This is a genomic window from Streptomyces tendae, from assembly GCF_008632955.1.
In the GTDB taxonomy this organism is placed as follows: domain Bacteria; phylum Actinomycetota; class Actinomycetes; order Streptomycetales; family Streptomycetaceae; genus Streptomyces.
This window is the reverse complement of sequence record NZ_CP043959.1, coordinates 1,281,268-1,292,729: the sequence shown is the minus strand read 5'-3', so window position 1 is coordinate 1,292,729 and position 11,462 is coordinate 1,281,268. Positions and strand designations below refer to the sequence as shown.

Here is an 11,462-nt window from a genome sequence, read left to right as displayed (position 1 = left end):
CCTTACGTCACTTGGCGGCGGACGGGGCGTCCTCGCCGAGCAGCTTGCCGTCGCTCGTCTCGAACTGCTTCTTGAACTCGGCGATCGCGTCGGCCACGGCCTGCAGGGTGTCGTCCGACATCTTGCCGCCCTCGCGGATGGAGGTCATGAGGCCCTGCTCCTTGCGGTGCAGGTACTCCAGGAGCTCCTTCTCGAACCGACGGACGTCGGCGACCGGCACCTCGTCCATCTTGCCGGTGGTGCCGGCCCAGACGGAGACGACCTGGTCCTCGGTCGACATCGGCTGGTACTGGTCCTGCTTCAGCAGCTCGACCATGCGCTGACCGCGCTCCAGCTGCGCCTTCGACGCGGCGTCCAGGTCGGAACCGAAGGCGGCGAACGCCTCCAGCTCACGGAACTGGGCGAGGTCCACGCGCAGACGGCCGGAGACCTGCTTCATCGCCTTGTGCTGCGCGGAACCACCGACTCGGGAGACGGAGATACCGACGTTCAGCGCGGGACGCTGACCGGCGTTGAACAGGTCCGACTCCAGGAAGCACTGGCCGTCGGTGATGGAGATGACGTTGGTCGGGATGAACGCCGAGACGTCGTTGGCCTTGGTCTCGACGATCGGCAGACCGGTCATCGAACCGGCGCCCATCTCGTCGGAGAGCTTCGCGCAGCGCTCCAGCAGACGGGAGTGCAGGTAGAAGACGTCACCCGGGTAGGCCTCGCGGCCCGGCGGGCGGCGCAGCAGCAGCGACACGGCGCGGTAGGCGTCGGCCTGCTTCGACAGGTCGTCGAAGATGATCAGGACGTGCTTGCCGTCGTACATCCACTGCTGGCCGATGGCCGAGCCGGTGTACGGCGCCAGGTACTTGAAGCCGGCCGGGTCGGACGCCGGGGCGGCGACGATGGTCGTGTACTCCAGCGCGCCGTTCTCCTCCAGCGCGCGGCGGACCGACGCGATGGTGGAGCCCTTCTGGCCGATGGCGACGTAGATGCAGCGGACCTGCTTCTTCGGGTCGCCGGAGCGCCAGTTGTCCCGCTGGTTGATGATCGTGTCGACGGCCAGCGCGGTCTTGCCGGTCTGACGGTCGCCGATGATCAGCTGACGCTGACCACGGCCGATCGGGGTCATGGCGTCGACGGCCTTGTAGCCCGTCTCCATCGGCTCGTGCACCGACTTGCGCTGCATGACCGTGGGGGCCTGCAGTTCGAGGGCGCGGCGGCCCTCGGTCTCGATCTCGCCGAGGCCGTCGATCGGGTTGCCGAGCGGGTCGACCACGCGGCCGAGGTAGCCCTCGCCGACGGCGACGGACAGCACCTCGCCGGTGCGGGTGACCGGCTGGCCCTCCTCGATGCCGCTGAACTCACCGAGGACGATGGCACCGATCTCGCGCTCCTCGAGGTTGAGGGCGAGGCCGAGGGTGCCGTCCTCGAACTTCAGCAGCTCGTTGGCCATGGCCGAGGGCAGGCCCTCGACCTTCGCGATGCCGTCACCGGCCAGGGTGACCGTACCGACCTCCTCGCGCGAGGCCGCGTCCGGCTTGTACGACTGGACGAAGTTCTCCAGCGCGTCCCGGATCTCCTCCGGCCGGATCGTGAGCTCCGCCATCTGAGTTCCCTGCTCTCCTTGTTGGGCCCGAAGTTTCACTTGGGGGGTATGGGGACTCCCCCCAATATGAGGTGAATCCTCTTCACGGCCCAACCAGGGCCGTAAGTGCGTACTGCTTACTGCTTACTGCTTATGAAGAATGTGATGCCTAGCTCGCCAGCCGGCGGCTCGCGTCCTCGAGCCGGTCCGCCAGGGAGCCGTTGATGACCTCGTCACCGACCTGCACCCGGATCCCGCCGACGACCGCGGGGTCGACGTCGAGGTTGAGGTGCATCCGCCGGCCGTAGAGCTTCGCGAGGGCGTCGCCCAGGCGCTGCTTCTGGCCGTCGCTCAGCGGTACCGCGGAGGTGACGACGGCCACCATGCGGTCCCGGCGGTCGGCGGCGAGCTTGGACAGGGACTCCAGTCCCGTCTCCAGGCTACGTCCACGCGGCGCGGTCACCAGTCGCGTCACCAGACGCTCGGTGGCCGCGTTCGCCCTGCCGCCGAGCAGGCTGCGCAGCAGCTCGCTCTTGGAGGAGGCGGGCGCACTGCGGTTGGTGAGCGCGGCACGCAGCTCGGTGCTGGAGGAGACGATCCGGCCGAACCGGAACAGCTCGTCCTCGACGTCGTCGAGCGCACCGGCCTTCTGGGCGGCGGTGAGGTCGGCGGTGTTCGCCAGCTCCTCCAGGGCGTCCACCAGGTCGCGGGACTGCGACCAGCGGGAGCGCACCATGCCGGCCACCAGGTCGGCGGCCGGACCGCTGACCTGCGAGCCGAGGAGGCGCCGGGCCAGGTCGGCCTTGGCGTCACCGGCCTGCGCCGGGTCGGTGAGGACCCGACGCAGCGACACCTCGCGGTGGAGCAGCGCGGTGACGGCGGCCAGCTCACCGGCGAGCGAGCCGGCGTCCGTGGACGTGGAGTCCGTCAGCGCGTCGAGACGCTCGCGTGCGGCTGCCAGGGCGTCGCGGCTCGCTCCGTTCATCGTGCGGCCTCGGCCTTCTGGTCGAGCTCGTCGAGGAAGCGGTCGATCACGCGGCTCTGCCGGGCGTGGTCCTCGAGGGACTCGCCGACGAGCTTGCCGGCCAGTTCGGTGGCGAGCTTGCCGACGTCCTGGCGCAGCGCGGACGCGGCGGCCTTGCGGTCGGCCTCGATCTGGGCGTGACCGGCGGCGACGATCTCCTCGCGCTGCCGCTGGCCTTCCGCGCGCATCTCGGCGATGAGCGTGGCGCCCTGCTCCTGCGCCTCCTGGCGCAGACGCGCGGCCTCGTGCCGGGCCTCGGCGAGCTGGGCCTTGTACTGCTCGAGGACGCTCTGGGCCTCGGTCTGCGCGGCCTCAGCCTTCTCGATACCGCCCTCGATGGCCTCGCGCCGCTCTTCCAGAACCTTGTTGATGTTCGGGAGGAGCTTCCAGGCGAGGAAGCCGAAGACGATGACGAAGGCGATCAGGCCGATGACGAGCTCGGGGATCGGCGGGACGAGGGGATTCTCCATCTCCTCGGCCGCGATCGTGAGCATCGGGCTCATGGGTTTGCCTTTCGTCTAGTCGGCGGGAAGTTGATCCGCGATTACTTGCCGTAGACGAACGGCATGACCAGACCGATCAGGGCGAGCGCCTCACAGAACGCGAAGCCCAGGATCTGGTTGGCGCGGATCAGGCCGGCTGCCTCGGGCTGGCGGGCGAGGGCCTGGGTGCCGTTACCGAAGATGATGCCGACGCCGACGCCGGGGCCGATGGCAGCGAGGCCGTAACCGATGGAGCCGAGCGAGCCGGAAACAGCGGCAAGGGTCTGGGACATGCCAGTTCTTCCTTTTCTTTACGGACCGGTGGGGGTTGGCCACCGGACGATCAGGGGGTGGTGGTGCGGGGGTGCGCTCAGTGGTGCTCGGCGAGCGCGCCCTGGATGTACGTGCACGTGAGGAGCACGAAGACGTACGCCTGAAGGGCCTGGATGAAAAGTTCGAAGGCCGTCATCACGATCGTCATGATGAAGCTGACGCCCGCGTAGGCGATGCCGACGCCGTTCAGCAGGTACCAGCTGGCGATCGTGAAGAGCAGCAGCAGGGTGTGGCCCGCGAACATGTTCGCGAAGAGACGCACGGCGTGCGTGAAGGGCCGCACCAGCAGGTTCGAGAAGAACTCGATGAGCATGGCCAGCGGCAGCACCGGGCCGAGCGACTTGTCGTAACCCGTGACGTTCTTGAAGAAGCCGACGAAGCCGTGCCGCTTGAACGTCAGCGAGACCCACAGGATGTACACGACGGCCGCGAGTACCGCCGGGTAGGCGATGATCGAGGTGACCGGGAACTGGGCGACCGGGATGATCGACCAGAGGTTCATCATCCAGATGAAGAAGAAGAGGGAGACGATCAGCGGAACGTACTTCTCTCCCTCCTTCTTGCCGATGGTCTCGTACACGACGCCGCGCCGGATGAAGTCGTATCCGGCCTCGGCGACCATCTGGAGCTTGCCCGGGACGACCTTCGGCTTACGGAAGGCGGCCCAGAAGAAGCCGATGATGACGAGCGAGCCGAGCAGGGCCAGCAGCATCGGCTTGTTGAAGTACAGGTTGCTGTCCGCGTCGCCCCAGAGGGGCTCGAACAGGAACGAGTGCAGGCCGGGAGCCGGGAAGCCACAGCCGTCGAAGATGTGGCAGTCGGTCTCGAAGGCGAGCACCTGCGTCGGGTCAGCACTCACCGCGGGCTCCTTCAGCGTGGCGCATAGGTACGGCAACCTCGTTGTGTCGGCGCGGCGCTGAGCCGCGGTTCGGCACGGGACTGGTGTTACGGATGTGGGGGCGGCTGGGGGGCATCTCGCCTCGCGATTGAGCAGGCGTCAGCAGGGATGCCCGCGCCCGCGATGCCGCAGTTGGCACCGGACGATAGCAGGGTCTTGCCGGCCTCTTTATCCCGCCCCTACCCGTCACGACGAGTGCCCCGATTTTTCGGACTTCGTGTCCGTCGTCGACTCGGGTTCGACGTAGAGAATCTTGGACTTCATGTGGGCCCGCGTCTGCGCCGCGATCCATGCCAGCGTGACGGCGACCAAGGTGATCGCGAAGGCCCGGGGGTTGAACAGCGTCGTGTTCTTGAAGACGGCGAGGAAGACGAACAGCAGCAGGATCTGTGCCGCGTAGAGCATCAGGCCCATCGCCTGGAAAAGATGCGGAAGCGATTTGGCGGTGCGCTGCAGGACGTAGAGACCGATCCCCATGAAGAGCATCGCCACCACGGTCGCGACGACGGCTCCGACCGCCCCCTTGCCGCCGGCCACCACAGCACTGATGACGGCGGCGACAGCACCGACGGCAGCCGTGGGCACGGCGGCCTGGGCCAGGATCCGGACGTCATTGGACGGCATGGCGGCAACTCCGCAATTCACAGGGGGCAGTGTGTCGTCATGGACGAGCGTAAACCCCCGGGCCGGGTGCGAATTCACCGCACCGGTGAGCCGTCACCGGGCGGCTCGTCGGCTCTCTTCGGGGTTCTCGTGAACGGTATCACAAACTATTTGATGCAGTCTTTACCTGAAAGGTGTGCGTAGAGTCACACATGAGGGGCAACTCGCGCGTCTGAGCGCGACAGGCGACCGTATGTCTGATATTGGGGCGGTTGGTGACCCCAACGCCGCCCCATCGAAGCACCACGACTTGGCAATGCTCTAGTCGAATTCTTACTTTGCCCGTGATCGGTCGGCCAGGCGTGCGCGGGGTCCCACGGCACTCGCGCCGTTGACACCGGCGACACCGGCCGCCACCGGTGTACGGGCCTCGGAGGCCTCCTCCGGGCCCTGGACCGGCTCCCCGCCCGGCTCCTGGGCGTCCTCGCGCCCCTCGGTCCCGGCCGTCCTCCCGCGCCGGTAGCGCGGCGGCACGAAGGCCTCGGCCCAGTGCGGGGCACGCGGCGTGAAGCGGGGCAGCAGAAGCAGCACCAGCCCGAGGGTGGAGAGGATCACCACACTCAGCACGATCCACATCGACGCCGAGTTCACCGAGTAGGTCAGCGCGCCGAAGGCGATCAGCGCCGACCAGAAGTACATGATCAGCACCGCCCGGCTGTGCGAGTGGCCGATCTCCAGCAGCCGGTGGTGCAGGTGCCCGCGGTCCGCCGCGAACGGCGACTGACCGCGCCAGGTACGCCGGACGATCGCCAGGATCAGGTCGGCGGCCGGCACCGCGATGATGGTCAGCGGCAGCAGCAGCGGGATGTAGACCGGCACCGTCTGGTGCACGGCCTCCTTCTCCGAGCCGGCGAACAGCTTCAGCGCGTCCGGGTCCACCTGGCCCGTCACGGAGATCGCGCCGGCCGCCAGCACCAGGCCGATCAGCATCGAGCCGGAGTCACCCATGAAGATCCGCGCCGGGTGCATGTTGTGCGGCAGGAAGCCCAGGCACATGCCCATCAGGATCGCCGCGAACAGCGTCGCCGGGGCGGCCGCCTCGATGCCGTACGAGTACCAGATGCGGTAGGCGTACAGGAAGAACGCGGCCGCCGCGATGCACACCATGCCGGCGGCGAGACCGTCCAGGCCGTCCACGAAGTTGACCGCGTTGATGGTGATGACGACCAGGGCGACGGTGAGGAGCGTGCCCTGCCACTGGGTGAGCGCGACCGAGCCGACGCCCGGGATCGGCAGCCACAGGATCGTCAGACCCTGCATGACCATCACGCCGGCGGCGATCATCTGCCCGCCGAGTTTGATCAGGGCGTCGATCTCGAACTTGTCGTCCAGTACACCGATCAGCCAGATCAGCGCGGCCCCGGAGAGCAGCGCGCGCGGCTCGTTGGAGTTCTCGAAGAGCTGGTCGAGGTTGGTGAGGTGGTCGGCGACCAGCAGGCCCGCGCACAGGCCGAAGAACATCGCGATCCCGCCGAGCCGCGGAGTGGGCTCCCGGTGCACGTCACGTGCCCGGATCTCCGGCATCGCCCCCGCCACGATCGCGAACTTCCGCACCGGTCCGGTCAGGAGGTACGTCACCGCGGCCGTGATGCAGAGCGTCAGCAGGTATTCACGCACGGGCTTCCCCACAGATCTCGCTGGCCTTCACAGCCCCACACCCTAGCGAGGGGCGCATAAGAGTGGAGACTTCCGGGTACCGACGATGGTTGCACGGACAGCCGTGCCGGGGCCGCTCCCCCGTCCGGCCCGCTCAGCGGGGTACGGCGGGAAGGCCGCCGCCAGCTCCCGCACGTCCTCCCGGGCCCGCGCCGGATCCGTACCGCCGCGCAGCACGCTCGCCAGCAGTCCGGCGACCAGCGTCATCTCCCGGGCGCCCATGCCCTGTGTGGTGACCGCGGCCGTGCCCAGACGCAGCCCGCGGTCGTCGTCGTGCGGCAGGGCGCAGCAGTCCAGGACCAGACCCGCCGCCGCCAGCTGGCCCCGCGCGGCGCGTCCGTCGACGCCGAGGGGGGCGGGGTCGGCGGTGATCAGGTGGGTGTCGGTGCCGCCGGTGGTGACCGCCAGCCCCTCGGCGGCGAGCGCGGCGGCCAGCGCCCGCGCGTTCGTCACCACCTGGTGGGCGTACGCGGCGAACGCCGGGGTCGCCGCCTCGCCGAAGGCGACCGCCTTGGCGGCGATGGTGTTCATCTGCGCGCCGCCCTGGGTGAAGGGGAACACCGCCCGGTCCACGCGCTCGGCCAGGTCCTCGCCGCAGAGGATCATCCCACCGCGCGGCCCCCGCAGCACCTTGTGCGTGGTCGCGCACACGATGTCCGCGTACGGCACCGGGCTGGGGGCCGCTCCCCCGGCGATCAGCCCCATGGGGTGCGCCGCGTCCGCGATCAGGTACGCGCCCACGTCGTCGGCGACCTCTCGGAAGAACGCGTAGTCGATGTGACGGGGGTAGGCGATGGAGCCGCACACGATCGCCTTGGGGCGGTGGGCGCGGGCGAGGGCGCGCACCTGCTCGTGGTCGATCAGGCCGCTCTCCGCGTCCACCCCGTAGCCGACGAAGTCGAACCAGCGGCCGGAGAAGTTGACCGGAGAGCCGTGGGTGAGGTGACCGCCGTAGGGCAGGCCGAGGGCGAGGACGGTGTCGCCGGGGCGCAGCAGGGCGGCATAGGCGGCGAGCACGGCGGAGGAGCCGGAGTGCGCCTGCACGTTGGCGTGGGCGGCGCCGAACAGCGCCTTGGCGCGGTCCACGGCGAGGCGCTCGGCGACGTCGACGATCTCGCAGCCGCCGTGGTGACGGTTGCCCGGGTAGCCCTCGGCGTACTTGTTGGCCAGCGGCGAGCCGAGGGCGGCCAGCACGGCCGGTGACATGAAGTTCTCGGCGGCGATCAGCTGCAGCGAGGCCGCCTGCCGTTCGCGCTCGCCGAGCAGCACCTCGGCGAGCTCGGGGTCCTGCCGGCGCAGGACATCGGCCTCGAGCGCATGGGTGACCGTCATCGTGGGCTCCCGGACGTCGGCACTGACGTACGACCAATGTAGGCCCGCCCGTCCCGGTGTGCCCGAGTTCTTGCACCCTCGTCCGGGAGGGGGCCCGTCGCTTCGTCCGGAAGGCGGCAGGCCGCTCAGGTCCGCGCCGGCACTCCGGTCAGCGCCGTCACCACCGGGTCCAGCGCCTGGTGTATCTCGTCGCCGATGGAGCGGAAGAAGGACAGCGGGGCGCCGTACGGGTCGTGGACCTCGTCCGCCTCGGCGGTGGGCGCCAGGAGCCAGCCGCGCAGGGCGGCGGCGGCACGGACCAGGGCGCGGGCGCGCATGACCAGCCCGTCCTCCAGGGGCGGCAGGGTCGCCGGGTCGATCGCGTCGACCAGGCGGGTGAACTCCTTCAGCGTGAAGGTGCGCAGCCCCGCCGAGTGGCCCATGGAGATGACCTGGGCGCGGTGGTCGCGGGTCGCGGTCAGCACGAGATCGGCGCGGATGACGTGCTCGTCGAGCAGTTCCCGGCCCGTGAAGCCGGAGGCGTCCGCGCCGTACTCCCCCAGCACCGTCTCCGCGTGTGCCTCCATCGGCGCGCCCTCGTGCCCCCAGGTGCCGGCGCTCTCGACGATCAGCCCGCCGCCCAGGACGCCGAGGCGCTGGTGCACGAAATGCCGGGTCAGCCGCTCCGTGATGGGCGAGCGGCACACGTTTCCGGTGCTGACGTGGAGGATGCGGAAGCTGTCGCGCGGAAACCCGAAGGTCGTCGTCACCTCCGCGTCGGATTCCCCGTTGCCTATGCCACGCCCCGCCTCAGGGGCCGTCAATTCGCCACCTCGAGGTCGGGTACCACCTTGCGCAGTTCGTCGGGCGAGAGGGCGCCCTCGCGCAGCAGCACCGGCACCGGCCGGGTGACGTCGACGATGGACGACGGCACGTTGCCCGGGGTGGGCCCGCCGTCCAGGTAGACGGAGACCGAGTCGCCGAGCATCTCCTGCGCGGCGTCGCAGTTCTCCGGCGCCGGGTGGCCGGTGAGGTTGGCGGAGGAGACGGCCATCGGGCCGACCTCGGTGAGCAGTTCGATGGCCACGGGGTGCAGCGGCATGCGCACGGCGACGGTGCCGCGGGTGTCGCCGAGGTCCCACTGGAGCGACGGCTGGTGGCGGGCGACCAGCGTCAGCGCGCCCGGCCAGAACGCGTCGACCAGTTCCCAGGCCATCTCCGAGAAGTCGGTGACCAGGCCGTGCAGGGTGTTCGGGGAGCCGATGAGGACGGGGCTGGGCATGTGGCGGCCGCGGCCCTTGGCCTGCAGCAGGTCGCCGACGGCCTCGGAGCTGAACGCGTCGGCGCCGATGCCGTACACCGTGTCGGTCGGCAGCACCACGAGCTCGCCCCGGCGCACGGCTGACGCGGCCTCGCGCAGACCGGTCGTGCGGTCGGTCGCGTCGTTGGTGTCGTATCGCCGAGCCATTTAGCGGGCCTCCTCGTACACGTGCTGCTGGGGGGAAGAAGTATGCGCCGTGCCGGTCACGGCAGCGCCTTGCGTGCGGTGGCGAACCGGGGGCGGTTGTTGAGGTCGGGGTGGTCGGCCGCGTCGGTCCAGCCGCGGTCCTCGGCGAAGATCCACGGCACCTGGCCGCCCTGGGTGTCGGCGTGCTCGACGACGACGACCCCGCCGGGACGCAGCAGCCGGTGCGCGGTGCGCTCCAGGCCGCGGATCAGCTCCAGGCCGTCCTCACCGGAGAACAGCGCGAGCTCGGGGTCGTAGTCGCGGGCCTCCGGGGCGACGTACTCCCACTCGGTGAGGGGGATGTACGGCGGGTTGGAGACCACCAGGTCGACCTGGCCGTCGAGGTCGGGGAAGGCCGTCAGGGCGTCGCCCTGGCGCAGTTCGACCCTGGACCCCTCCATGTTCCTGCGGGTCCACCTGAGGGCGTCCTCGGACAGCTCCACGGCGTACACACGGGACCGGGGCACCTCCTGCGCCAGGGCGAGCGCGATCGCGCCGGAGCCGGTGCACAGGTCGACGATGCACGGCTCGACGACGTCCATCGCGCGCACGGCGTCTATGGCCCACCCGACCACCGACTCGGTCTCCGGGCGGGGCACGAACACCCCGGGGCCGACCTGGAGCTCCAGGTAGCGGAAGTACGCCCGGCCGGTGATGTGCTGGAGCGGCTCGCGGGCCTCACGGCGGGCGATGACCTCCCAGTACCGGGCGTCGAAGTCGGCGTCCTTCACCGTGTGCAGCTCGCCGCGCTTGACGCCGTGCACGAACGCGGCGAGCTCCTCCGCGTCGGTGCGCGGCGAGGGCACGCCCGCGTCGGCGAGCCGCTGGGTGGCCTGGGCCACCTCGGCGAGCAGCAGGTTCACGCTGGTCCTCCGGGCTGTCTTCGGGTGCTTACGCGGCGGCGAGCTTGGCGGCCGAGTCCGCGTCGACGCAGGCCTGGATCACCGCGGCCAGGTCGCCGTCCAGGACCTGGTCCAGGTTGTACGCCTTGAAGCCGACGCGGTGATCCGAGATGCGGTTCTCCGGGAAGTTGTACGTGCGGATCTTCTCGGAGCGGTCGACGGTGCGGACCTGGCTGCGGCGGGCGTCGGCGGCCTCCCGCTCCGCCTCCTCCTGCGCCATGGCGAGGAGCCTGGAGCGCAGGATACGCAGTGCCTGCTCCTTGTTCTGCAACTGGCTCTTCTCGTTCTGGCAGGAGGCGACGACACCGGTCGGCAGGTGCGTGATGCGCACGGCGGAGTCGGTGGTGTTGACCGACTGCCCGCCCGGGCCGGAGGAGCGGTAGACGTCGATGCGCAGGTCGTTCGGGTTGATCTCGACGTCGACCTCCTCCGCCTCGGGGGTCACCAGGACGCCGGCGGCCGAGGTGTGGATGCGGCCCTGCGACTCGGTGGCGGGCACGCGCTGCACGCGGTGCACCCCGCCCTCGTACTTCAGCCGGGCCCACACGCCCTGGCCGGGCTCGATCTGTCCGCGGGACTTCACGGCGACCTGGACGTCCTTGTACCCGCCCAGCTCGGACTCGGTGGCGTCGATGATCTCGGTCTTCCAGCCGACGCGCTCGGCGTAGCGCAGGTACATGCGCAGCAGGTCGCCGGCGAACAGGGCGGACTCGTCGCCGCCCGCGCCCGCCTTGATCTCGAGGATGACGTCCTTGTCGTCGCTGGGGTCGCGCGGGACCAGCAGCAGCCGCAGCTTCTCGGTGAGCTCCTCGCGCCGCGCCTCCAGGTCCTTGACCTCGGCGGCGAACTCCGGGTCGTCGGCGCCCAGTTCGCGCGCGGTCTCGATGTCGTCGCCGTGCTGCTTCCAGGAGCGGTACGTGGCGACGATCGGGGTGAGCTCGGCGTAGCGCTTGTTCAGCTTGCGCGCGTTGGCCTGATCGGCGTGGACCGACGGGTCGGCGAGCTTCTTCTCCAGGTCGGCGTGCTCGGCGACGAGTTCCTCGACGGCCTCGAACATCTTGGGCTCCTGCTGGTACGTGGGTGAAGGGCGGGCGACCAAAAACGCCGGTC

At 69.9% G+C, this 11,462-nt stretch carries 11 protein-coding genes and 1 pseudogene; all 12 read right to left on the bottom strand.

Annotated features, from left to right (window positions below; all coding sequences use genetic code 11):
• Positions 1-7: 7 nt before the first annotated feature.
• The 12 genes and pseudogenes from atpA to prfA all read right to left on the bottom strand — a co-directional run bounded on the left by atpA (position 8) and on the right by prfA (position 11,409).
• Positions 8-1,597 (bottom strand): F0F1 ATP synthase subunit alpha, encoded by a 1,590-nt coding sequence (atpA, locus tag F3L20_RS06150; RefSeq protein WP_150152856.1) that lies wholly within the window; start codon positions 1,595-1,597, stop codon positions 8-10.
• 148 nt (positions 1,598-1,745) lie between these two features.
• Positions 1,746-2,561: a F0F1 ATP synthase subunit delta gene (locus F3L20_RS06145; protein ID WP_145827375.1), complete on the bottom strand. Its 816-nt coding sequence runs from the start codon at positions 2,559-2,561 to the stop codon at positions 1,746-1,748.
• Positions 2,558-3,103 carry a F0F1 ATP synthase subunit B gene (locus tag F3L20_RS06140; protein ID WP_150152854.1) on the bottom strand — a complete coding sequence of 182 codons (546 nt, stop codon included), beginning with the start codon at positions 3,101-3,103 and terminating at the stop codon, positions 2,558-2,560. Before F3L20_RS06140 ends, F3L20_RS06145 begins: the two co-directional genes overlap by 4 nt.
• A gap of 41 nt (positions 3,104-3,144) precedes the next feature.
• The gene (gene atpE, locus F3L20_RS06135; RefSeq protein WP_024884520.1) at positions 3,145-3,375 is read right to left on the bottom strand and encodes an ATP synthase F0 subunit C; all 231 of its coding nucleotides are present in this window, start codon (positions 3,373-3,375) and stop codon (positions 3,145-3,147) included.
• Positions 3,376-3,452: 77 nt separating this feature from the next.
• Positions 3,453-4,274, bottom strand: coding sequence for a F0F1 ATP synthase subunit A (gene atpB / locus F3L20_RS06130; protein ID WP_024884519.1), 822 nt, complete (start codon positions 4,272-4,274; stop codon positions 3,453-3,455).
• A 225-nt stretch (positions 4,275-4,499) separates the two neighbouring features.
• Entirely contained in the window at positions 4,500-4,937 is a 438-nt protein-coding gene (locus F3L20_RS06125) for a hypothetical protein (RefSeq protein ID WP_024884518.1), read from the bottom strand.
• A 312-nt stretch (positions 4,938-5,249) separates the two neighbouring features.
• Complete coding sequence (locus tag F3L20_RS06120; RefSeq protein WP_150152851.1) at positions 5,250-6,593, bottom strand: MraY family glycosyltransferase; 1,344 nt, start codon at positions 6,591-6,593, stop codon at positions 5,250-5,252.
• A gap of 138 nt (positions 6,594-6,731) precedes the next feature.
• Positions 6,732-7,964, bottom strand: a pseudogene (gene glyA, locus F3L20_RS06115) (serine hydroxymethyltransferase); the annotation flags it as partial.
• A 125-nt stretch (positions 7,965-8,089) separates the two neighbouring features.
• Positions 8,090-8,767, bottom strand: a complete 678-nt coding sequence (locus F3L20_RS06110; protein ID WP_150152848.1) for a protein-tyrosine-phosphatase — start codon at positions 8,765-8,767, stop codon at positions 8,090-8,092.
• Positions 8,764-9,411: an L-threonylcarbamoyladenylate synthase gene (locus tag F3L20_RS06105; RefSeq protein ID WP_145827370.1), complete on the bottom strand. Its 648-nt coding sequence runs from the start codon at positions 9,409-9,411 to the stop codon at positions 8,764-8,766. Before F3L20_RS06105 ends, F3L20_RS06110 begins: the two co-directional genes overlap by 4 nt.
• Before the next feature lie 56 nt (positions 9,412-9,467).
• Positions 9,468-10,313: a peptide chain release factor N(5)-glutamine methyltransferase gene (prmC, locus tag F3L20_RS06100; protein WP_093768131.1), complete on the bottom strand. Its 846-nt coding sequence runs from the start codon at positions 10,311-10,313 to the stop codon at positions 9,468-9,470.
• Between the two features lie 28 nt (positions 10,314-10,341).
• Positions 10,342-11,409 (bottom strand): peptide chain release factor 1, encoded by a 1,068-nt coding sequence (prfA, locus tag F3L20_RS06095; RefSeq protein WP_145827368.1) that lies wholly within the window; start codon positions 11,407-11,409, stop codon positions 10,342-10,344.
• Positions 11,410-11,462 lie beyond the last annotated feature (53 nt).

What these genes read in the sequence shown, in the direction of transcription:
- prfA (WP_145827368.1), bottom strand. Translation starts at nt 11,409, where the DNA reads ATGTTCGAGGCCGTCGAGGAACTCGTCGCCGAGCACGCCGACCTGGAG.
- F3L20_RS06105 (WP_145827370.1), bottom strand. Translation starts at nt 9,411, where the DNA reads ATGGCTCGGCGATACGACACCAACGACGCGACCGACCGCACGACCGGT.
- atpE (WP_024884520.1), bottom strand. Translation starts at nt 3,375, where the DNA reads ATGTCCCAGACCCTTGCCGCTGTTTCCGGCTCGCTCGGCTCCATCGGT.
- F3L20_RS06125 (WP_024884518.1), bottom strand. Translation starts at nt 4,937, where the DNA reads ATGCCGTCCAATGACGTCCGGATCCTGGCCCAGGCCGCCGTGCCCACG.
- F3L20_RS06140 (WP_150152854.1), bottom strand. Translation starts at nt 3,103, where the DNA reads ATGAGCCCGATGCTCACGATCGCGGCCGAGGAGATGGAGAATCCCCTC.
- atpA (WP_150152856.1), bottom strand. Translation starts at nt 1,597, where the DNA reads ATGGCGGAGCTCACGATCCGGCCGGAGGAGATCCGGGACGCGCTGGAG.
- F3L20_RS06145 (WP_145827375.1), bottom strand. Translation starts at nt 2,561, where the DNA reads ATGAACGGAGCGAGCCGCGACGCCCTGGCAGCCGCACGCGAGCGTCTC.